Below are 19,494 nucleotides of genomic sequence, written 5' to 3' on the forward strand. Positions count from 1 at the left end.
GAGCAGTCCATGCGATTTACGATGACACTGGCGGCCCTTGCCGCCTGTTTTACCATGTCGGCCCCCGCTCCGGGGCAGGCCCAGACCGCAACTCCGGCCGTCACCCCCGTCGCCAGCATCGACACCGGCGAGACGCTCAATGGCTCGGTCACCGGGCTGCCGTTGCCGCGGTTCGTCTCGATGAAGGCGGCAGAAGGATTCGCCCGGCGCGGGCCGTCGTCGACGCACCGCATCGACTGGGTGTTCAAGCGTCGCCACATGCCGCTGGTCGTGACCGACGAGTACGGCCATTGGCGCCGGGTGCAGGACCGAGACGGCGCGGGCGGCTGGATGCATTATTCGCTGCTGTCGGGCAACCGCACGGTGATCGTGGAGCAGGACGATCTGCATCTGCGGCGCAGCGCCAGCGCGGACGCGCGCGTCATCGCCAGATTGCAGGCCGGGGTCGTGGCCTGGCTGGGTGAATGTCATGACGGCTGGTGCGCGCTCGACGTGCGCGGCACGGAAGGCTGGGCCCCGATCAGCGCGCTCTGGGGTGTGGAGCCCGACGAGGCGCGGGACTGAAGCGTTTCGCGGTCAACCCGCGACTCGGCGCGCACCCGGACCTTCGACGGCGCGGGCGTCTTCGGGGTTGTAGAGGGCGCAGGCTTCCATCGACAGACAGCCGCAGCCGATGCAGCCATCGAGGTTGTCGCGCAGGCGGGTCAGCGCCTCGATCCGGTCGGTCAGCTCATCGCGGATATCGGCGGCGATCCGGGACCATTCGGCCGGTGTCGGCGGACGCGCCGTGGCGGGGCTAAGGGCCGCACGGATGCGCGCCAGCGGCAGGCCAAGGCGTTGCGCCACCCGGATGAAGGCCAGTCGGCGCAATTCGGCGCGCGGAAAGCGCCGCTGCCCGCCCCGGTTGCGTGGCGGCGCGATCAGGCCCTCGGCCTCGTAGAACCGGATCTGGCTGATGCTGAGGCCGGTGCGTTCGGCCACCTGCCCGATCGACAACTCCCTTGGAAGCATGGGTATTTCCCTCTTGACCTGAACCAAGGTCGAGGTCGCACACCCATGGCGGAAACGCAAACCAAGGGGAGGACGGCATGGCCCGGCTCGAACATCTCAACATCACGGTCCGCGATCCCGATGCGGTCGCGGAGGAACTTTGCACCCTGCTCGACTGGCGCATCCGGTGGGCCGGTCCGGCGCTCGGACAGGGGCGGTCGGTGCACGTGGGCACAGACGACGCCTATGTCGCGCTCTACCGACCGGAGGGCGGGGTGACGGACCCGACGGCGCCGCGCCATCAGACGCATTCGGGTGCCAACCACATCGGCGTCGTCGTCGATGACATCGTGGCGGCAGAGGCGCGGGTGACGGAGCACGGCTATGTCCCGCACAGCCACGCGGAATACGCGCCCGGCAAACGTTTCTACTTCGAGGGACCCGAGGGGGTCGAGATCGAGGTGGTCGCCTACCCCTAGGGCGCGATGGCACCGTTGAACGTCTCGGCCAGGGCCTCCCACAGGGGCTCCGACCGGGCGTTGAGCAGGTGACCCTGGGTCATCGTTGGCAGATAGGCGCGCCCGTCCAGAAGGCGCGACACGCCCCCCGCCTCGGCCAGGATCAGCACGCCGGCGGCGTGGTCCCAGACGTTGAGCATCCCGTTCAGGCAGAAGTCGGACCCGCCAAGCGCCAGCACCCGGTATTCGTGCAGGCTGGCCCCGAAGGAGGACGCGCGGCGAAACTGCACCTTGGTCGTGGCCAGGCCCCGGCGCGCGGGGTCGGGGAACATGTAGTCGGCCACGTTGCCGCGCAGGCGGTCGAAGGGCTCCTCGGTTTGCGACACGGTCAGGCGACGCGATTGCCCGCCCCGGTGAAACCACGCCCCCTGCCCCCGGTGGGCCACGATCCAGTCGTCGAACCCGGGATCATAAAGCATGCCCCAGACCGTCTCGCCGTCTTCCACGACCGCGACGATGACGCCGAAATTGGCGACGCCATGGGCGAAGTTCCAAGTCCCGTCGATGGGGTCGATGATGGTCACACGGCCCTGCCCCACGCGGTCCAGAAGGCTGCGGTCTTCGGACACGGCCTCCTCTCCGATGACGGTATCGCCGGGCAGGATCCGGTGGATGCGCGCCGTGAGGGCAACCTCGGCGGCGCGGTCGGCAACGGTGACCAGATCGTCGAAGGTCGATTTGGCGTCAATGGTCGTGCCCTGAAGGTTGCGGAAATGCGGCATGATTTCCGCCGCCGCCACCTCGCGGACGGCGGCGACGATGGCGTCCGATTGCGCAGGGGTCAGCGGCATCAGGCAGCCGTGTCCAGACCGCGCCCCTTGAGCAGCGCCTCGACCCCCGGCAGACGGCCCCGGAAGCGGGTATAGAGGTCGCCCGCGTCCACCGATCCGCCGACCGACAGGATGTTCGCCCGCAGGCTTTCGGCCAGTGCCGGGTCGAACGGATCGCCCGCTTCCTCGAAGGCGGCGAAGGCATCGGCGTCCATCACCTCGGACCACATGTAGCTGTAATAGCCCGAAGAATAGCCGTCGCCCGAGAAGACATGGGCGAACTGCGGCGTCGCATGGCGCATCCGGATCGCCCGGGGCATGCCGATGGTTTCCAGGATCTCCGCCTGTTTCTGCATCGGGTCCGCCGGGGCAGGACCGTCATGGAAGGCCAGATCGACCAAGGCCGAGGCCACATATTCGACCGTTGAAAACCCCATGTCATAGGTCGCCGCCGCCAGAAGCCGGTCGCGCAGGGCGTCCGGCATCGGCGCGCCGGTCTCGGCGTGGGTGGCGAATTCGGCCAGCACTTCGGGCACCTCCAGCCAGTGTTCATAAAGCTGGCTCGGCAATTCCACGAAGTCGCGCGCGACGGATGTGCCACTGATCGACTGATAGGTTACGTCGGACAGCATCTGGTGCAGGGCGTGGCCGAACTCGTGGAACAGCGTGCGCGCGTCGTCATAGGACAGAAGCGCCGGATCGCCCTTTGCGAAGTTGCAAACGTTGACGACGATGGGGCGAACGTCACCCGCCAGTTTCTGCTGGCTGCGCATCGCACTGCACCACGCGCCCGAGCGTTTGGAAGGCCGGGCAAAGTAGTCGCCGATGAAAACGGCCACATGTTCGCCATCGCGCGTCACCTCCCAGGCGCGGGCGTCCGGGTGATAAAGCGGCACATCCAGCGGCGCGAACTCCAGCCCGAACAGCCGGTTGGAACAGGCAAAGGCCGCGTCGATCATCCGGTCGAGCTGAAAATAGGGTTTCAGCTCCGCCTCGTTCAGATCCTGCAATTCGACCCGCCGCTTTTCGCTGTAGTAGCGCCAGTCCCACGGCTCCAGCGGGCCGGTGATGCCATCGGCGCGGGCCATGCGGGCCAGATGTTCGGCATCGGCCAGGGCAGCGGTGCGCGCCGGGTGCCAGACCTGCATCAACAGATCGCGGACGGCGTCGGGCGTCTTGGCCATCTCGGTTTCCAGCTTGAAATCGGCGAAGGTGGCGTATCCCAGAAGGTTCGCCCGCTCTTCCCGCAGTTTCAGCGTCTCGGTCGCGATGGCGCGATTGTCGGTCTCGCCCCCGTTGGCACCGCGCGCGGTCCATGCCTCATAAGCCTTTTCGCGCAAGGCCCGGTTCGGGGAGAATTGCAGGAAGGGCACGATCAACGAGCGGTTCAGTGTGACCACGGCACCGGGTCGGTCGCGTTCCTTCCCGGCGGCGCGGGCGGCGTTCTGCACGAAGGTCGGCAGGTCGGCCAGATCGGCGTCGGAGAGGTCCATGAACCAGTCCCGCTCGTCCGCCAGCAGGTTCTGGCTGAACGTCGTCCCCAGGGTGGCGAGCCGGGCCTTGACGTCCGTCAGCCGGGCCGCGGCATCGCCTTGCAGCCCCGCCCCCGACCGCACGAACCCCCGGTGCGTCAGCATCAGGACACGCGCCTGTTCGTCGGTCAGGTCGAGCGTATCGCGCCGCTGCCACAGGTCTTCGACGCGGGCGAAAAGCTTGGTGTTGTTGGTGATTTCCGAGCTGTAGGCCGAAAGTTTCGGCGCCATGTCCCGTTGCAGCGCCTCGCGGGCGGGGGTGCTGTCAGCACCGGCGAGGTTGTAGAAGACGCCGGCGACCCGGTCGAGGAGGGCATCGGCCTGCTCCAAAGCCTCGACGGTATTGGCGAAAGTGGGCGCGTCGGGGTTGTCGGCGATGGCCGCGATGGCGGCGCGGCCATCGCTCATGGCGGCGTCGAGGGCGGGGGCGAAATGCGCGTCGTCCAGATCGGCGAAGGGCGGCAGGGCGAAGGGACCGGACCAGTCGGTCAGCAGGGGGTTTGTCATCGAAATCTCCTTTGACGGACAAGCTAGGCCTGACGGGTGGGGGTTGCTAGTGTTGAGGAGAGGGAGGATTTCAAATGTCTTGGTCAATTCATCACGTGAACCTGCAGGCGAAGGACGTGCGCGCGACGGCAGCCTTTTATTCCAATGTGTTGGGGATGAAGGAGGCGCCCTGGGCCTTTCCGAAAACGCGCGGGTACCTGCCCGGCGATCCCGACAAGCTGGCGCTGATGGGGGACGGGCGGGACAGTCATTCGGGCCTGCACCTGATCGCGCCGGACCCGGAGTTCGCCAGCAAAAACAACCTGATACATAACCCTTCGGTGGGCGGACACGTGGCGTTTCAGGTGAATGATCTGGATGCGGTGATCGCGCGGCTGACGGCTGCGGGGGTGCCGTTTTCGGTGACCGGAGAATTCGCGATTCCGGGTCTGCGGCACGTCTATGTCAACGATCCCGAGGGCAATCTGATCGAGATCAACGGCCGCGTCTGAGGGCGAAAATCGACGTATGATCCACGGGTGACCAATGGGTGATCTGCGTCGGACGTGTTTCGGGGGGCAACGCATCGCCCCCCTTCACAGGATCGTATCAGTCGGTCAGGCTGACCGTTGCCGTCTTGTCCTCGAAGTCCTGCTTAGGGTCGGACCCCATCAACATTTTGATCCCGGCCACAAGGGAGGAGCCGTTTTCCCAGACCTGCGCCTCGCGCGCGTCCATGCGGACAAGGCAGAGGTTCGGGTCGGTCTTGCCGCCCTCGTACCAGGCGGCGACGAAGGGGTTCCAGAGGCGGTCGATCACCTCGCGGTCGTTGTCGACGACCAACTGGCCCGAGGCCGACCCCCAGACGTCATGCCCCTTGGACACCAGCGTCAGCTGACCGTTGCGCGGCCCGTTTTTCAGGACCTTGCCGAGGTCGGTGTCGAAGGCGGTGAAGAACCAGATGGGCGCGTGATCGTCCTCGGCCACGGCGGTCATCGGGCGGGGCAGCGCGCCGTCGCAGGACAGCATGACCGTCTTGTCGGACTTGAGCGCTTTCCAGAATTTCGATTCGAGCTTGTCGGGGGTGGTCATCGGGGACTCCTCTGCGTTGTCATTCCCCGATCAACGTGAAGCCCCCGGCCCGGGTTCCCCCTGCGCCCGCCGTCAGGTGGCGCAGTTGCGACACAGCGCGGCGGTCGGCACCGCCTCCAGCCGCTCGGTCGAGATGGGGTCGCCGCATTTCGCACAGGTGCCATAGGTGCCGTCCTCGATCCGGGCGAGGGCCGCGTCGATGGCGCGCAGTTCCGTCTGGTCGTGCATGCCCAGCGACTCCAGCACCTCGTCCCCCTGCCGCTCGGAGGCCGCATCCTCCCAATCCTTGGGGGCCGGGTCATCCAGCTGATCCTCGATATGGGCCAGGTCGTCCATGAGCTCCGCCTTGCGGGCGAGGAGAAGGGTCTTCGGGTCGGTCATGATGCGCTCCTTTCGGGGGGAGTATGGGCGGCGTCGGGGGGTGGGGGCCTTGATTTGGGTCAAGGGGGGAATAAGCCCGTCCAAAGGCATTAGAGAGCTTCACCGCCTCTGCTCGCTGCATGTCGACGCTCAAGCTGCACATCAAGCCAGATTTTCTGGGTTTCTTCGATCCTAGAAAGGACTTCTTCGTTCGTGAACACAGGCTGACCATCAAACTCAACAAGCTTGACGCGACGCTGCTTTTTACTGTCCGTGACCTTCATGATTGCAAGGTCGAGGTCAACATAGTCTGCGTTTCCAAACACCTTCCAGTACATCGCAGAAAAGGCGAAATCCCGACCGCCGTGATCTAAGCCGCTCGAAGACCGACGAGGATCTAGCAGTAATCCATATCCCTTGGCACCAACACAGATAATGCCAGATTCAAAAAAGCTGTTTGTAGACAACGGAAGGCGGTAAGGCTCGAATTGATGCGCGATACTGGTAGCCTTCTTTTCTTCTGCCCAGTCCCAAATTGCAGTCGCCACCGCAATATTTGCCGCAACATCACCCTCACCATATCGACAGGACCGCGAAATGTGGTTCAGCAAGCTATCCTTGCAATCACCGACGAGCGCCATGTTAAGTGACGGTTCCCTCGCTATCAACTTTGCCCAGTTCTGACGGATCGGTTGATACGACATCCAAACTCTCGGTTTTTCCCAAGCCCGAAGTGCCCGATAACGCTCTCCGATTGTCTTGGCACAAAGGTTAGCAAGGTCAATGGTCGTAAGGTGGTACGTCTTCGAAGGCGATTGAAGCATCAGTTTTCTCACTAGCTATGCGCGGCAAATGGTGGAATCGATAGTGTTCATCGATTGTTCTATCAGATATGATCGTCCCCCGCGAGTCCTTGTGACGCCAAACAACATCCCAAGGAGCGTTTTTGGCGTGACTCAGATCAACTAGCTGACCAGCAGTCATATCGAAGAGTGACGTTACGGTCTGAATTACATGCCTTTGAACTGGTTTATCTGGACGGGGGATCGGTCGCACTTCGCCTGTCACAGCATTTATCGATTTTGCACGGCTTATTATTGCTGATCTTCCAAAGCTTTTAAACGCCTTGTAGACTACAGGATGCACCGGGCCGAAATCCCATGCCTCGAAATTTCCTGAAACTAGCGGCGTACCATATCTCTTTAAGTACGATGCATGGCAGAAATATAATAGCTTTTGAAGTTCAAGTGACGTAGTTTCAGCGTTCAGGAAGCGCCTTACATCGATTATGAAGTTAGCAATTGATCTCGGATCATGCATCAATCAGCTATCCATCTTCAACGCATTGATAAACGCACTCTGCGGGATCTCCACTTTCCCGAACTGGCGCATCTTCTTCTTGCCCGCCTTCTGCTTCTCCAGCAGCTTCTTCTTCCGGGTCGCATCCCCCCCGTAACACTTGGCGGTCACGTCCTTGCGCATGGCGGACAGGGTTTCGCGGGCGACGACGCGGCCGCCGATGGCGGCCTGGATCGGGATCTTGAACATGTGGCGGGGGATCAGTTCCTTGAGCTTTTCCACCATGGCGCGGCCGCGGGTTTCGGCGCGGTCGCGGTGGACCATCATCGAGAGGGCGTCGACCGGCTCTTCGTTCACCAGCACCTGCATCTTGACCAGGTAATCCTCGCGGTAGCCGATCATCTGGTAGTCGAAGGAGGCATAGCCCTTGGTCACCGATTTCAGGCGGTCGTAGAAGTCGAAGACCACCTCGTTGAGCGGCAGGTCATAGACCACCATTGCGCGGGGGCCCGCATAGGTCAGGTCCATCTGGATGCCGCGCCGGTCCTGGCAGAGTTTGAGGACGTCGCCGAGGTAATCGTCGGGGACGAGGATGGTGGCCTTGATTCGCGGCTCCTCCACGTGGTCGACGTGGGTCAGGTCAGGCATGTCGGCGGGGTTGTGCAGCTCCTGCATCGTGCCGTCGCGCATGTGGATGTGATAGACGACCGAGGGGGCCGTGGTGATCAGGTCGATATCGTATTCGCGTTCGATCCGGTCGCGGATGACCTCGAGGTGGAGAAGACCGAGGAAGCCGCAGCGGAAGCCGAAGCCGAGGGCGGCGGAGGATTCGACCTCGAAGCTGAACGAGGCGTCGTTGAGGGCGAGCTTGTCGATGGCATCGCGCAGGTCTTCGAAAAGGGCGCTATCGACCGGGAACAGGCCGCAGAAGACCACGGGTTGGGACGGTTTGAAGCCCGGCAGGGCCTTGTCGGCGCTGCGCTTTTCATGGGTGATCGTGTCGCCCACGCGGGTGTCGCGCACCTGTTTGATGGAGGCGGTCAGGAAGCCGATCTCGCCCGGTCCCAGTTCGTCGATCTCGGTCATGGCGGGGCGGAAGACGCCGATGCGGTCGACGTGGTGAACCGTGTCGTTGGACATGAAGCGGACACGCTCGCCCTTTTTCAGGCGGCCGTCGATGATGCGGACAAGGACGATGACGCCCAGATAGCTGTCGTACCAGCTGTCGACCAGCATGGCCTTGAGGGGCGCGTCGATGTCGCCCTTGGGCGCGGGCAGGCGGTCGATGATGGCCTGGAGGGTCTCGCGGATCCCCTCGCCGGTCTTGGCCGAGACCAGCATCGCCTCGGAGGCGTCGATGCCGATGACATCCTCGATCTGTTCGCGCACCCGGTCGGGCTCGGACGCGGGCAGGTCGATCTTGTTGAGGACGGGGACGATCTCGTGATCCGCGTCGATGGCCTGATAGACGTTGGCCAGCGTCTGCGCCTCGACGCCCTGGGTGCTGTCGACGACCAGGAGAGAGCCCTCGACGGCGCGCATGGAGCGCGAGACTTCATAGGCGAAGTCGACGTGTCCCGGGGTGTCGATCAGGTTGAGCGTGTATTCCAGACCGTCGGCGGCGGTGAACTGGATACGGACGGTGTTCGCCTTGATGGTGATCCCGCGTTCCCGCTCGATATCCATGGAGTCGAGCATCTGCGCCTTCATGTCGCGCGCCGAGACGGTGTTCGTCTCCTGAATCAGGCGGTCGGCCAGGGTGGACTTGCCATGGTCGATGTGGGCGACGATGGAAAAGTTCCGGATACGGGCGAGGTCGGTCGTCATGGAGGGGCGGCCTTTGGGAAATGGGGTCTGATCGCAGATATACCGCCGGGGGCCGCGCGGAAAGGGGTGAGGCACCATCGAGTCGCCGGGGCGACACCGCGTCGCGCGCCGAAACGCTTCAGGCGGGGTTCCGGGCCGCATCCCTGCGTGATCTGGCCGATCTTCACCGAACGGGCGGGACTTTGCCGACTGCGGATCAATATACTGATCTAAATATATTTTCCAGCTTTGAAATCGTATGCGTTCGCTTACCCGATTGTTACAATCCCCAAAATAACACTGGAAATTTTCGTTCTGATCACCAATGTCAGGCTGGCTACATTATCTCTATCGCGACCGCTGCTCCTCTTGGCATCAGTGCTCCGATCTAGCACTGAAAAAGCCGATCTGTCGCATACCGCGGACAGAAGACCACTAGGAGAACGACAATGGCCACTGGTACCGTCAAATGGTTCAACACCACCAAAGGCTTCGGATTCATCGCCCCCGATGGCGGCAGCAAGGACGTGTTCGTGCACATCTCGGCTGTTGAGCGCGCGGGCCTGACCGGTCTGGCCGACAACCAGAAGGTGACCTTCGATATCGAGCCCGGTCGCGACGGCCGCGAAAGCGCCACCAACATCGCACTGGCCTGAGCGTCAGCTCCGGTTCATCCGGAGCCAGACCAAGGTTTCGAGGGGCGTGCCAGCGATGGCGCGCCCTTTTTCATGCCGGATCAACCCCGGGCCGACGGCGGACTGAATGCCGCGGCGCGGCACGCGGCGCTTGACAGACTTCGGCCCTTCGCCCACATGACATCCAACCCTGCCCTTCGGGCCGCGTGAGCCGGGTGTCCATACGGGACAGCCACCACGATCGGCAGGCCGCTTTCCCAAGGATCACGCCAGGGAGGCGCGGGCGACTGGCCCGTGACCCCGAATTCCGCGCGCCTGCGCGGCAGATGCGTCCGCGTGACGCAGAAAGATACACGATGGATTTCGACATGCTGGGGCTGAAGCCCCGCCTCATCGCCGCCCTGACCGAGATGGGCATCAAGGACCCGACCCCGATCCAGAAGCAGGGCATTCCCCCCGCTCTGGAAGGGCGCGACGTCATGGGCCTGGCCCAGACCGGCACCGGCAAGACCGCCGCCTTCGGCCTGCCGCTGGTTCAGCACTTGCTGGCCGACGATGCCCGCCCCGACAAGCGCTGCGCCCGTGCGCTGATCCTGGCGCCGACCCGCGAGTTGGTCAGCCAGATCGGCGAAAGCCTCGACGGGTTCATCAAGGGCAGCCACCTGAAGGTCGCCAAAGTCGTCGGCGGCGTCGGCATCACCCCGCAGATCAAGCGCATGGAGCGCGGTGTCGACCTTCTGGTGGCCACGCCCGGCCGCCTGATCGACCTGATGGACCGGGGCGCCGTCGACCTGTCGCAGACGCATTTCCTGGTCCTGGACGAGGCTGACCAGATGCTGGACATGGGCTTCATCCACGCCCTGCGGAAGATCGAGCCGAAACTGCCCAAGGATCGTCAGACACTGCTGTTCAGCGCGACGATGCCCAAGGACATGGAAAAGCTGGCCGCGACCTATCTGAGCCACCCGGTGCGGGTGCAGGTCGCAACCAGTGGCCAGACCGCCGACAAGATCGAGCAGTCGATCCACTTCATCGCCAAGGCGGAGAAGCCCGGCCTGTTGCTGGATCTGCTGCGCGCTCACGAGGGCGAGGCGGCGCTGGTCTTTGCGCGCACCAAGCACGGCTCCGACCGTCTGGCCAAGCAGCTGACCTCTGCCGGCGTCAACGCCGTCGCGATCCACGGCAACCGCAGCCAGGGGCAGCGGACCCGCGCTCTGGAGGCCTTCACCAAGGGCGAAGCACCAGTTCTCGTGGCGACGGATGTGGCGGCCCGGGGTCTGGATATCCCGGTGGTCAAGCACGTCTACAACTACGAACTGCCGAACGTGCCCGAGACTTACGTCCACCGGATCGGCCGGACCGCCCGCGCGGGCCGCGAAGGGGCCGCGATCACGCTGTGTGCCCCCGACGAGATGGGCGAACTGAAGGACATCGAGAAGGTCATCAAGGGCGAGATCCCCGTGGCGACCGGGCGCCGCTGGTCCCCGTCGCAGGAAGAGGCGAAGCCCAAGCAGCAGCGGGGCGGCGGCAATCGTCGGCGCAGCGGTGGTGGCGGTGGTGGTGGCCAGCGTCATGGCGCGCCGTCGGGCGGGGCCGCGGCCAAGCCGTCGGGCGGCAACCGTCGGCGCGGACCGCGCAAGTCCGCCTGATTTCACGACGAAAAGCCCGGGTCGGGGGATGAGGATTCTTGTCACATTCCCCCGCCTCTGTCATGTTGCCCAAAACACATGACCGGAGGCCTGAGCAGCATGAATCCGATCAAGACAATCGCACTCCTCGGACTTGTCGTGGGCCTGTCGGCCTGTGGCGGGGGTGGACGTCTCGATACACCGACGGCGGCGCGCAGTTTCGCGACCGGACCCATTTTCGACGCCTGCCTGCGGGCGGGCCGGACCGCCGCGTCGCGCAGTCTGTGCGGCTGCGTCCAGGCGTCGGCGGATCAATCGCTGACCCGGGGCGAGCAGAGCCGGGCCACCCGGTTCTTCCGCGACCCGCATCTTGCGCAGGAAACCCGCCAGTCGGACCGGCCCGGGGATGAGCGTTACTGGAAGCGCTACCGCGCGTTCGTCGAAACCGCCGAGCGCAGCTGTGCGTAGGGCGATTGCGGCGGCCTTGCTGGTGCTTGGCCCGAGTGTGGTCAGTGCGGAGGAGGTCTTGCGGTTCTTCCCGCCTGCCGGGGTCGAGGGCGTTCACGCCAGCGCGACGCCCGGCCTGCGTCTGGTGGAATATGTGACGGAGGGGCAGAACCTGGCCTTCTGGTCACAGGCCATCACCGTGGCCGAAATGCCGGGATCGAAGGTCAGTGCAATGGAATTCGTGGACATCCTGTCGGCGGATATGACGCTGGCCTGTCCGGCGGCGTTTCGCATGGACCCGGAAGTGACGATGATGGAGGACCGCTCGGTCACCATGTCGATCCACGCCTGTCAGAACCTGGAGCCGACGGGCCGGTCGGAAGTGGCCATCCTGCGGGTGCTGGAAGGGAAGGAAGGGCTCTATGCGGTGCAGATCGCCTGGAGCGAGAGCCCGCCGCGCGACGACCTGTTGAACTGGTCGGCCTGGTTGCGCGACGTGACGCTGTGTGACGAAACCGGCTGCGCCGAAATCACGGAAGTGACTGCCCCCGATATATCGCCAGATGGTGCTGCACCGACGGAATGAAGAACAGGATATAGCCCCAGGTGATGAAGACGTAGATCGCCGCCGGGATCCACAGGACCGAGGCGACGACGCCGAGGCCCCCGGCAATCCTGGATGCCGTTTCCAGCTTGGTCACGCGCCACAGCATGAAGAAGAACAGCCGCCCGCCATCCAGCGGATTGACCGGGATCATGTTGATCCCGAAGAGCACCAGGTTGATCCATGCAAAGAGATGCAGTTGCCACGCGATTTCCCAGCCGGTGTCGGACGAGAAGCCGTTGAACGCCCCCTGATCGAGTTGCCCGTAGAGCCAGGTCGAGGCGAGCGACGCGATGGCCCAGAGCGCAAGGTTCACCAGCGGCCCCATGATCGTGATGAACTCGCGCTTGCGCGGATCGGGGGTGCCGCCGTGATAGCAAAGCCCACCGCCGCCCCACATGACGACACGCTGGACCGACACGCCCTGTACCAGCGCACCCCAGGCATGGCCGAATTCGTGCAGGAAGATCGAGACGGCGATCATCGCGAAGAACCCCAGCGCCCGCACCGATGGATCGAACAGGACGAACACCCCGGCCAGCAGCAGGAAACTGGGCACAACATCGACGCGAACGCCCATGGGGCCACGGAAGCTGAAAAGGGGTTGGGCGGCGGTGTCGAGCATCTGGGCCTCGGGGTCTTTTTTGTCTTTTGTGAGCCGTATCGAACGGCCTTTGGTTCGGGATGGCACAGGCCGTCAGCTGACGCTAGCCTGCAAACCATGAAACGGATCGTCGTGTTGTCGGGCGCAGGGTTGAGCGCAGAGTCCGGGTTGGGCACCTTTCGCGATACCGATGGATTATGGACAAAATACGACCTGGAAGAGGTCGCGACGCCACAGGGGTTTTCGCGCAACCCCGCGTTGGTCCACGATTTCTACAACGCGCGGCGGGCCAACATGCGGGCGGCGGCCCCGAACGCCGCCCACGCGGCGCTGGCCCGTCTGTCCCAGAGTCCGGGTGTGACGCTGGTCACCCAGAACATCGACGACCTGCTGGAGCGGGCGGGCGCAAGCGGCGTCATCCACATGCATGGCGAATTGGACCGCGCGCTTTGTGCCGCTTGCGGTCACCGCTGGACGGCTCCGGACGTCATGACGCCGGACGCGCCCTGCCCCGCCTGCGCGGCGGGTCCGACGCGGCCCGACATCGTCTGGTTCGGAGAGCTGCCCTATCACATGGAGACGATCGAGGCGGCGGTGACCGAGGCGGACCTGTTCGTCAGCATCGGGACTTCGGGCACCGTCTATCCGGCAGCGGGCTTTGTCGAACTGGCCCGGGCGGTCGGCGCGGAAACGCTGGAACTGAACCTCGAAGGATCGGGCGGGCGTTTCGACACGGTCCGAGAGGGGTCTGCGACCGACGTGGTGCCCGGATGGGTGGCAGAGATCACGGGCGACGCCTGAACGCCGCCCGGACCTCTTCAGAATATGCGACGCTCATAGTTGCCGTGGCTGCGCGGCGCATCGTCGGCCTTTCGGCGCATATGGGCGAGATACATGTCATCCTCGGTGGGCAAACCCGGCAGCGGCCGCACCTTGGTTTCACGGAACGCACGGGCGAAGATTTTCTTTACGGAGAGTTTCATATCAACCTCTGACATTTGGTCTATGGGTCAATACTGCATGATGATAGCCCTGCAGGGAAATCAGTATGAAATCTCATATGTAAGCTCAGGTATCATGTCGTGAACTGGAAAGACGTCCCGCCCCTTGCCGCCCTTCGTGCCTTCGAGGCCGCCGCGCGCCATCGCAGCCTGTCGGAGGCGGCGAGCGAATTGAACGTGACCCATGCCGCCATCGGGCAGCATGTCCGCAAGCTGGAAGCGCTCCTGTCCCAGAGCCTCGTGGTGCGTCAGGGGCGCGGCATCGCGGTGACCCCCACCGGCCTGCAACTGGCCGACGCACTGACCGATGGCTTCGGCACCATCGCCGAGGCGGTTGCCGCACTTCGCAACGACGCCGAGACCCGGCCGCTCGTCCTGTCGGTGACGCCCGCCTTCGCGACCAACTGGCTGATGCCCCGGATCGGGGATTTCTGGACCCGCCATCCCGACATCCCGCTCAACATCAGCCCGAGCATCGACATCCTTGACCTGCGGCGCGACGGGATCGACATGGCGATCCGCCACGGTGCGGGGCAATGGCCCGGGCTGGACGTCGAATTGCTGACCGACGGGCAATACTGGGTGGTCGCGCACCCGAGGCTGATGGCGGGGCGCACGGCGAACTGCCTGCAGGACGTGGCAGACCTGCCCTGGCTTCTGGAGCACTACATGATGGAACGGCGCGCCATGATCGAGCAGGAGGGGATCGACCTGGAACAGGTGCGGATTCAGCTGATGGCGACGAACTGGATGGTGCTGAGCGCCGCGCAGGCGGGCCATGGCCTGACCGTTCAGCCCAAGTCTCTGGTCGACCGTCAGGTCGAGGCGGGGGACTTCGTGAAGATCTGCGAACTGAGCAGCGGGCCGCTGGCCTATTACATCGTGACCCAGCCGGATCAGGTTTCGCCCCGGTTGCGCAAGCTGCGCCGTTGGCTGCACGAGCAGGCCGCCGTCAGGTGACTGGAGACGTCGATTGCGCCGCCAAGGCCTAGACGTTCGTTTCCAGAAGGATTTCCGTCCTGATCCTTTCCTGCGATGCCAGAATTTCCGACCCGTCACAGCGCGCCTTGAGACGGCGCAGGGCGCTGCGTGCCAGATGACCGGGATCCTGGGTGATGATCGCATCGACGGACCCGTCGAGCAGGGCCGACACGGTGGAGGCCGTCCGCTCGTGCACGATCTGGACGACGTGGTCGGGCATGTTGAGTTGCTGCAGGATCCGCAGGGGCACGCGCGCTTCGGAGCTGAGGATGTAGACGCCCAGAATATCCGGGTGATGGGCGATCGTCGTGGTCAGCACCGCCTCGGCCCGGCTGTCCGCGCCATAGGTTTCAAGCGACGGCAGCACCCGCAGGTTCGGGAACTTCCGGTGCAGGGTCATGTCGAAACCGTGCCGCCGCTCCAGACTGTCCTGGGCGTTCATCGTCTCGGCCACCACCAGGATCTTGCCCTGCGATCGGCCCACGAAGCGCCCCATCAGAAGCCCTGCGGTGGCCCCGGCGGTCTTGTTGTCGATGCCGACGAAATCGTCCGAAATCGTGCCCTCCTGATTGGCGACGAAGGGCAGCACCTGAATCCCCCGCTCCAGAAGGCGCGTGACGGCGTCGCGCAATTGCGGGGACTGGGGCGCCATGATCGCAACGCCGTCCCAGCGGTCGGCGGACAGATCGGTCAGGTATTGCGACAGGATGTGCGGATCGTTGGTATCGACACGCTGCAACTCGGCCGACACGGCATCGTTGGCGAAGGCGGCGGCCCCCTCCTCGATCCGATCCGACAGCTCTTGCAGGAACAGATCGCCCGTGCGCGGCAGAATGAACAGAAAACGGTAGCGACGGCTCTTGGCGAGGTTCGCGGCGGCGATATTGCGCACGAAACCCAGGTCCCGGATCGCGGCATTCACCCTGTCCACGGTCTTCTGGCGGACCCCCTCGCGGTTGTTGAGAACCCGGTCGACGGTCGCGCGACTCACCCCGGCAACACGGGCCAGATCCTTGGTGGTCGGGCGGAGGAGGTCGTCGGAACTGTCGTCCATGCGGGTGCTGTCCTGTCTCGATCTTCGGGGGGAATAGCCCGGTTTTTATGGTGAATCCACTCTTTTGATACACGTGCCTCAGAATTCACTTGATTTGAGGCACGTGCCTCAAATATGCCTGTTCCAGCCAGAAGGTGCCGACAGGGAGGTCGCATCGTTGGCATCAGGGAGATCTGACACCATGAATAGAATTCTGCTTGCGGGCGTAGCCGGCGGTGCGCTGATGGCTGCCGCGACGATGCCTGCCGCCGCCGATGGCCATGCCACCGACCTGACGCTCTGCTGGGCCGCCTGGGACCCCGCCAATGCCCTGATCGAGCTGTCCAAGGATTTCGAGGCAGCGTCGGGGCACACGATGAATTTCGAATTCGTCCCCTGGCCCAACTTCGCGGACCGGATGCTGAACGAATTGAATTCCGGCGGGCAACTTTGTGACCTGATGATCGGTGACAGCCAGTGGATCGGCGGCGGCGCCGAGAACGGGCACTATGTGAAGTTGAACGATTTCTTCGACGCCAATGGCATCACAATGGATGATTTCATCCCGGCGACCGTCACCGGCTATGCCGAATGGCCCAAGGGCACGCCGAACTACTATGCCCTGCCCGCCTTCGGCGACGTCGTGGGCTGGACCTACCGCAAGGACTGGTTCGAGCGGCCCGAGCTTCAGGCCGAATTCCAGTCCACCTATGGCCGCCCGCTCGATGTGCCAGCCACGCTCGAGGAGCTGCGCGATATCGCGACATTCTTCCAGGGCCGCGACATCGACGGAACAACGGTCTACGGCGCCGCAATCTATACCGAGCGCGGTTCCGAAGGGATCACGATGGGCGTGACCAACGCGCTCTACAACTATGGCTTCCTCTATGAGGACCCCGACCAGCCCTATGTCCTCGACGGTTTCGTCAATTCCGCCGGGGCCGTGGCGGGGCTGGAGTTCTACAAGTCGCTCTATGACGCGGGCACGCCGCCGGGGTCGTCCAACTGGTACATGGGCGAAAATATCGACGCCTACAAATCGGGACAGGTCGCGTTGCAGATGAACTTTGCCTTCATCTGGCCGGGGGTCGAGGCCGACCCGAACGTGGGCGGCGGCAAGTCGGGCTATTTCCCGAACCCCGCAGGCCCCGCCGGACAATTCGCCCAACTGGGTGGCCAGGGCATTTCGGTCGTGTCCTATTCGGACAAGCAGGACGCTGCGCTGGAATACATCCAGTGGTTCGCACAGCCGGAAATCCAGGCAAAATGGTGGGAGTTGGGCGGCTATTCCGCGCTGAAAGCCGTCGTCGAAGACCCGGGTTTCGCCACCAGCCAGCCCTATGCCCAGACCTTCCTCGACAGCATGGCCATCGTGAAGGACTTCTGGGCCGAGCCCGCCTATGCCGACCTGCTGATCGCGATGCAGGACCGGATGCACGCCTATGTCATCGCGGGCGAAGGCACCGCGCAGGAAGCACTGGACAAGCTGGTCGAGGATTGGACCGAGGTCTTCGAGGACGAAGGCAAGCTCTGATCCCGCATCGGGGCGCGGTGACCTCTTCCCCGCCGCGTCCCGATCTGTCGTCGCCCGCAAGCCGGGCGACGGCTCCCTCTCCGGCCCTTCCGAAGGACAGCCCATGACGACGTCCCCCATCGACCGCGTGGCCCGGGCGACACCCGCCGCCGCCGCCCGCCGCATCCGTGGCCTGTCCGACAGGACCATCGCCTGGATCTTCGTGGCGCCGTCGATCTTCCTGCTTCTGGCCGTGAACATCTTTCCGCTGATCTGGACGATCCGGCTCAGCTTCACCGACTTCCGCGTGAACCGTCCGAACAACGACATGGAATGGGTCGGCCTGCGGAACTACCAGCGCATCCTGACCGATGACGACGTCTGGCAGACGATGCAGGCGACGGCGCATTTCCTGATCTGGACGATCCTGTTGCAGGTCCTGATCGGGTTCTTTCTTGCCTTTCTCATCAACAAGAAATTCCGCGGCAACGATCTGTGGACCACGATCATCGTCTTTCCGATGATGCTGTCGCCCGCGGTGGTCGGCAATTTCTGGACGTTCCTCTATCAACCCCAGATCGGCCTGTTCAACTACGTGGTGGCCTTCTTCACCGGGGCGGACCCGGCGGGCTTCTCGATGATCGGGGACGTGCATCTGGCCCCTTGGGCCATCGTGATCGCGGACACTTGGATGTGGACGCCCTTCGTGATGCTGATCTGCCTCGCGGGCCTGCGCTCCATTCCCGACAGCATCTATGAGGCGGCGGAATGCGACCGGGCCAGCAAGCTGCGGCAGTTCTTCACCATCACCATGCCCATGGTCCTGCCCTTCCTGATGCTGGCCGTGCTGTTCCGGGGCATCGAGAACTTCAAGATGTTCGACCTTGTGGTGCAGCTGACCGGAGGGGGGCCGGGCAACACCACGACCCTGACCTCCATCGACCTCAAGCGGGAAGCCTTCGAGAAATGGCGTACCGGATACTCCTCGGCCTATGCCGTGATCCTCTTCGTCACCGTCTTCGGCCTGGCCTCGATCTATGTGAAGGCCCTCAACAAGGTGAAAGACAGATGAGCTTTTCCGTGACCGAACCCAGCCCGAAAACCAAGTGGTTCGCCGGTGTGATGGTCGTCGGCTATGCGATCGTCACCCTGCTGCCGCTGATCTGGATCATCGCGACCGGGTTCAAGTCGCCCGCCGATGCGATCTCCTATCCGCCCAAGGTCATCTTCGAGCCGACGCTGGAGGGCTATGTGAACCTCTTCACCGAACGCACCCGCGCCACCCCCGAGATGCTGGAGGCCGCCGGGCCGCCCGAAACCTGGTATCAGGAGATCGTGCGCGGACAGGACATGGTGATCTCGGGCCCCAGCCGCTACGGCGCGCGGTTCCTCAACTCGGTGATCATTGGCTTCGGCTCCACCGCGCTCTGCATGATCCTGGGCACCGCCGCCGCCTATGCCTTCAGCCGCTTCCGGGTGCCGCTCAAGGATGATCTGCTGTTCTTCATCCTGTCGACGCGGATGATGCCGCCGATTGCCGTGGCCATCCCCATCTTCCTGATGTTCCGGCAGATCGGGCTGAACGACACGCATCTGGGAATGATCCTACTCTATACGGCGGTCAACCTGTCGCTGTCGGTCTGGTTGCTGAAGGGGTTCATCGACGAGATCCCCATCGAATACGAAGAGGCGGCGCTTATCGACGGCTACACGCGGTTTCAGGCCTTCTACAAGGTCGTGCTGCCACAGGCCGCGACGGGCATCGCGTCGACCGCCATCTTCTGCCTGATCTTCGCCTGGAACGAATACGCCTTCGCCGTTCTGCTGACGTCGGGCACGGCGCAGACCGCGCCGCCTTTCATTCCGACCATCATCGGGGTCGGCGGCAAGGATTGGCCCGCCGTGGCCGCCGGGGCGACGATCTTCCTCGTCCCGGTCATGATCTTCACCATTCTGCTGCGCAAACACCTGTTGCGGGGCATCACGTTCGGGGCGGTGCGCAAATGATCGAGTTCATCAAGGGGATCGTCGGCTTTCGGCGCGGGGCCTGGGAATTGCTGGCCTCCGTCCTGATCGCCACGGGCGTGGTCATGCTGATGCAGCCCTTCGCGCTCTGGCTCTACACCTGGTCCTTCGTCGTCACATTGGTCGGCACGGTGATGTTCATCATCGTCAGCCACTTCCGGGAGTAGGAC

At 63.9% G+C, this 19,494-nt stretch carries 24 protein-coding genes; 13 read left to right on the plus strand and 11 right to left on the minus strand.

The genetic code is table 11. The annotated features are described in order from the left end of the window. Positions 1-9 precede the first annotated feature (9 nt). Positions 10-564, plus strand: a complete 555-nt coding sequence (locus BM002_RS11635) for an SH3 domain-containing protein (protein ID WP_245749231.1) — start codon at positions 10-12, stop codon at positions 562-564. Between the two features lie 12 nt (positions 565-576). Here BM002_RS11635 and soxR read toward each other — a convergent pair whose 3' ends face one another. Next, positions 577-1,011, minus strand: a complete 435-nt coding sequence (gene soxR, locus BM002_RS11640) for a redox-sensitive transcriptional activator SoxR (RefSeq protein ID WP_092780998.1) — start codon at positions 1,009-1,011, stop codon at positions 577-579. A gap of 77 nt (positions 1,012-1,088) precedes the next feature. Here soxR and BM002_RS11645 point away from each other — a divergent pair, with 77 nt between their 5' ends. Then, entirely contained in the window at positions 1,089-1,469 is a 381-nt protein-coding gene (locus tag BM002_RS11645) for a VOC family protein (protein WP_092781001.1), read from the plus strand. Here the strand turns inward: BM002_RS11645 and BM002_RS11650 are convergent. Beyond that, positions 1,466-2,299 (minus strand): inositol monophosphatase family protein, encoded by an 834-nt coding sequence (locus BM002_RS11650; RefSeq protein ID WP_092781004.1) that lies wholly within the window; start codon positions 2,297-2,299, stop codon positions 1,466-1,468. The genes BM002_RS11645 and BM002_RS11650 overlap by 4 nt on opposite strands. Beyond that, positions 2,299-4,317, minus strand: a complete 2,019-nt coding sequence (locus tag BM002_RS11655; RefSeq protein ID WP_092781007.1) for a M3 family metallopeptidase — start codon at positions 4,315-4,317, stop codon at positions 2,299-2,301. The genes BM002_RS11650 and BM002_RS11655 overlap by 1 nt, the downstream gene beginning before the upstream one ends. A 74-nt stretch (positions 4,318-4,391) precedes the next feature. Here BM002_RS11655 and BM002_RS11660 point away from each other — a divergent pair, with 74 nt between their 5' ends. Beyond that, positions 4,392-4,808 carry a VOC family protein gene (locus BM002_RS11660; RefSeq protein WP_092781012.1) on the plus strand — a complete coding sequence of 139 codons (417 nt, stop codon included), beginning with the start codon at positions 4,392-4,394 and terminating at the stop codon, positions 4,806-4,808. Between the two features lie 97 nt (positions 4,809-4,905). Here the strand turns inward: BM002_RS11660 and BM002_RS11665 are convergent, their stop codons facing one another. The 5 genes from BM002_RS11665 to lepA form a co-directional block, all read right to left on the minus strand. Further along, a complete protein-coding gene (locus tag BM002_RS11665; RefSeq protein WP_092781015.1) occupies positions 4,906-5,388 on the minus strand; it encodes a pyridoxamine 5'-phosphate oxidase family protein in 483 nt (160 codons plus the stop codon). A gap of 72 nt (positions 5,389-5,460) precedes the next feature. After that, the gene (locus BM002_RS11670) at positions 5,461-5,769 is read right to left on the minus strand and encodes a TraR/DksA family transcriptional regulator (RefSeq protein ID WP_092781018.1); all 309 of its coding nucleotides are present in this window, start codon (positions 5,767-5,769) and stop codon (positions 5,461-5,463) included. Positions 5,770-5,858: 89 nt separating this feature from the next. Beyond that, positions 5,859-6,572, minus strand: coding sequence for a hypothetical protein (locus tag BM002_RS19130; protein ID WP_483867454.1), 714 nt, complete (start codon positions 6,570-6,572; stop codon positions 5,859-5,861). Continuing rightward, complete coding sequence (locus tag BM002_RS19750) at positions 6,529-7,068, minus strand: Panacea domain-containing protein (protein WP_092781025.1); 540 nt, start codon at positions 7,066-7,068, stop codon at positions 6,529-6,531. Before BM002_RS19750 ends, BM002_RS19130 begins: the two co-directional genes overlap by 44 nt. Positions 7,069-7,071: 3 nt before the next feature. Continuing rightward, positions 7,072-8,874 carry a translation elongation factor 4 gene (lepA, locus tag BM002_RS11685; RefSeq protein WP_092781028.1) on the minus strand — a complete coding sequence of 601 codons (1,803 nt, stop codon included), beginning with the start codon at positions 8,872-8,874 and terminating at the stop codon, positions 7,072-7,074. 428 nt (positions 8,875-9,302) lie between these two features. Here lepA and BM002_RS11690 point away from each other — a divergent pair, with 428 nt between their 5' ends. From BM002_RS11690 to BM002_RS11705, 4 genes are all read left to right on the plus strand, one after another. Then, on the plus strand, positions 9,303-9,509 hold the full coding sequence (locus BM002_RS11690) for a cold-shock protein (protein ID WP_055683189.1): 207 nt from the start codon (positions 9,303-9,305) through the stop codon (positions 9,507-9,509). Between the two features lie 335 nt (positions 9,510-9,844). Beyond that, entirely contained in the window at positions 9,845-11,137 is a 1,293-nt protein-coding gene (locus tag BM002_RS11695; RefSeq protein WP_092781031.1) for a DEAD/DEAH box helicase, read from the plus strand. A gap of 99 nt (positions 11,138-11,236) precedes the next feature. After that, positions 11,237-11,584, plus strand: coding sequence for a hypothetical protein (locus BM002_RS11700; protein ID WP_175484901.1), 348 nt, complete (start codon positions 11,237-11,239; stop codon positions 11,582-11,584). Beyond that, positions 11,577-12,149, plus strand: coding sequence for a hypothetical protein (locus BM002_RS11705; RefSeq protein WP_139212358.1), 573 nt, complete (start codon positions 11,577-11,579; stop codon positions 12,147-12,149). The genes BM002_RS11700 and BM002_RS11705 overlap by 8 nt, the downstream gene beginning before the upstream one ends. Here BM002_RS11705 and BM002_RS11710 read toward each other — a convergent pair. Beyond that, a complete protein-coding gene (locus BM002_RS11710) occupies positions 12,094-12,792 on the minus strand; it encodes a site-2 protease family protein (protein WP_092781037.1) in 699 nt (232 codons plus the stop codon). The genes BM002_RS11705 and BM002_RS11710 overlap by 56 nt on opposite strands. 96 nt (positions 12,793-12,888) lie before the next feature. Here BM002_RS11710 and BM002_RS11715 point away from each other — a divergent pair, with 96 nt between their 5' ends. Then, positions 12,889-13,572, plus strand: coding sequence for an NAD-dependent deacylase (locus BM002_RS11715; protein WP_092781040.1), 684 nt, complete (start codon positions 12,889-12,891; stop codon positions 13,570-13,572). A 17-nt stretch (positions 13,573-13,589) separates the two neighbouring features. Here the strand turns inward: BM002_RS11715 and BM002_RS19315 are convergent, their stop codons facing one another. After that, positions 13,590-13,754, minus strand: a complete 165-nt coding sequence (locus BM002_RS19315) for a hypothetical protein (protein WP_175484881.1) — start codon at positions 13,752-13,754, stop codon at positions 13,590-13,592. Between the two features lie 99 nt (positions 13,755-13,853). Here BM002_RS19315 and BM002_RS11720 point away from each other — a divergent pair, with 99 nt between their 5' ends. After that, positions 13,854-14,732, plus strand: coding sequence for a LysR family transcriptional regulator (locus tag BM002_RS11720; protein WP_092781043.1), 879 nt, complete (start codon positions 13,854-13,856; stop codon positions 14,730-14,732). Between the two features lie 28 nt (positions 14,733-14,760). Here the strand turns inward: BM002_RS11720 and BM002_RS11725 are convergent, their stop codons facing one another. After that, a complete protein-coding gene (locus tag BM002_RS11725) occupies positions 14,761-15,807 on the minus strand; it encodes a LacI family DNA-binding transcriptional regulator (RefSeq protein ID WP_092781046.1) in 1,047 nt (348 codons plus the stop codon). Positions 15,808-16,030: 223 nt separating this feature from the next. Here BM002_RS11725 and BM002_RS11730 point away from each other — a divergent pair, with 223 nt between their 5' ends. From BM002_RS11730 to BM002_RS11745, 4 genes are all read left to right on the plus strand, one after another. Further along, positions 16,031-17,320, plus strand: coding sequence for an ABC transporter substrate-binding protein (locus BM002_RS11730; protein ID WP_092781049.1), 1,290 nt, complete (start codon positions 16,031-16,033; stop codon positions 17,318-17,320). A gap of 103 nt (positions 17,321-17,423) precedes the next feature. Further along, positions 17,424-18,371, plus strand: coding sequence for a carbohydrate ABC transporter permease (locus BM002_RS11735; protein WP_092781052.1), 948 nt, complete (start codon positions 17,424-17,426; stop codon positions 18,369-18,371). Beyond that, positions 18,368-19,306, plus strand: coding sequence for a carbohydrate ABC transporter permease (locus tag BM002_RS11740; RefSeq protein WP_092781054.1), 939 nt, complete (start codon positions 18,368-18,370; stop codon positions 19,304-19,306). Before BM002_RS11735 ends, BM002_RS11740 begins: the two co-directional genes overlap by 4 nt. Continuing rightward, on the plus strand, positions 19,303-19,491 hold the full coding sequence (locus BM002_RS11745) for a hypothetical protein (protein ID WP_092781057.1): 189 nt from the start codon (positions 19,303-19,305) through the stop codon (positions 19,489-19,491). Before BM002_RS11740 ends, BM002_RS11745 begins: the two co-directional genes overlap by 4 nt. The last annotated feature ends 3 nt before the right edge of the window (positions 19,492-19,494 follow it).

Origin of the sequence: Jannaschia pohangensis (assembly GCF_900113875.1) — a bacterium.
Lineage (GTDB): Bacteria > Pseudomonadota > Alphaproteobacteria > Rhodobacterales > Rhodobacteraceae > Jannaschia > Jannaschia pohangensis.

Bases quoted from the DNA above. Each gene is read 5' to 3' on its own strand.
- BM002_RS11670 (WP_092781018.1), bottom strand. From the start codon at position 5,769: ATGACCGACCCGAAGACCCTTCTCCTCGCCCGCAAGGCGGAGCTCATG.
- BM002_RS11715 (WP_092781040.1), top strand. From the start codon at position 12,889: ATGAAACGGATCGTCGTGTTGTCGGGCGCAGGGTTGAGCGCAGAGTCC.
- BM002_RS19750 (WP_092781025.1), bottom strand. From the start codon at position 7,068: ATGCATGATCCGAGATCAATTGCTAACTTCATAATCGATGTAAGGCGC.
- BM002_RS11735 (WP_092781052.1), top strand. From the start codon at position 17,424: ATGACGACGTCCCCCATCGACCGCGTGGCCCGGGCGACACCCGCCGCC.
- BM002_RS19130 (WP_483867454.1), bottom strand. From the start codon at position 6,572: ATGCTTCAATCGCCTTCGAAGACGTACCACCTTACGACCATTGACCTT.
- BM002_RS11665 (WP_092781015.1), bottom strand. From the start codon at position 5,388: ATGACCACCCCCGACAAGCTCGAATCGAAATTCTGGAAAGCGCTCAAG.
- BM002_RS11695 (WP_092781031.1), top strand. From the start codon at position 9,845: ATGGATTTCGACATGCTGGGGCTGAAGCCCCGCCTCATCGCCGCCCTG.
- lepA (WP_092781028.1), bottom strand. From the start codon at position 8,874: ATGACGACCGACCTCGCCCGTATCCGGAACTTTTCCATCGTCGCCCAC.
- BM002_RS11660 (WP_092781012.1), top strand. From the start codon at position 4,392: ATGTCTTGGTCAATTCATCACGTGAACCTGCAGGCGAAGGACGTGCGC.
- BM002_RS11650 (WP_092781004.1), bottom strand. From the start codon at position 2,299: ATGCCGCTGACCCCTGCGCAATCGGACGCCATCGTCGCCGCCGTCCGC.
- BM002_RS11690 (WP_055683189.1), top strand. From the start codon at position 9,303: ATGGCCACTGGTACCGTCAAATGGTTCAACACCACCAAAGGCTTCGGA.
- BM002_RS11725 (WP_092781046.1), bottom strand. From the start codon at position 15,807: ATGGACGACAGTTCCGACGACCTCCTCCGCCCGACCACCAAGGATCTG.
- BM002_RS11740 (WP_092781054.1), top strand. From the start codon at position 18,368: ATGAGCTTTTCCGTGACCGAACCCAGCCCGAAAACCAAGTGGTTCGCC.
- BM002_RS11700 (WP_175484901.1), top strand. From the start codon at position 11,237: ATGAATCCGATCAAGACAATCGCACTCCTCGGACTTGTCGTGGGCCTG.
- BM002_RS11635 (WP_245749231.1), top strand. From the start codon at position 10: ATGCGATTTACGATGACACTGGCGGCCCTTGCCGCCTGTTTTACCATG.
- BM002_RS11645 (WP_092781001.1), top strand. From the start codon at position 1,089: ATGGCCCGGCTCGAACATCTCAACATCACGGTCCGCGATCCCGATGCG.
- BM002_RS11710 (WP_092781037.1), bottom strand. From the start codon at position 12,792: ATGCTCGACACCGCCGCCCAACCCCTTTTCAGCTTCCGTGGCCCCATG.
- BM002_RS11655 (WP_092781007.1), bottom strand. From the start codon at position 4,317: ATGACAAACCCCCTGCTGACCGACTGGTCCGGTCCCTTCGCCCTGCCG.
- BM002_RS11745 (WP_092781057.1), top strand. From the start codon at position 19,303: ATGATCGAGTTCATCAAGGGGATCGTCGGCTTTCGGCGCGGGGCCTGG.
- BM002_RS11730 (WP_092781049.1), top strand. From the start codon at position 16,031: ATGGCTGCCGCGACGATGCCTGCCGCCGCCGATGGCCATGCCACCGAC.
- BM002_RS19315 (WP_175484881.1), bottom strand. From the start codon at position 13,754: ATGAAACTCTCCGTAAAGAAAATCTTCGCCCGTGCGTTCCGTGAAACC.
- soxR (WP_092780998.1), bottom strand. From the start codon at position 1,011: ATGCTTCCAAGGGAGTTGTCGATCGGGCAGGTGGCCGAACGCACCGGC.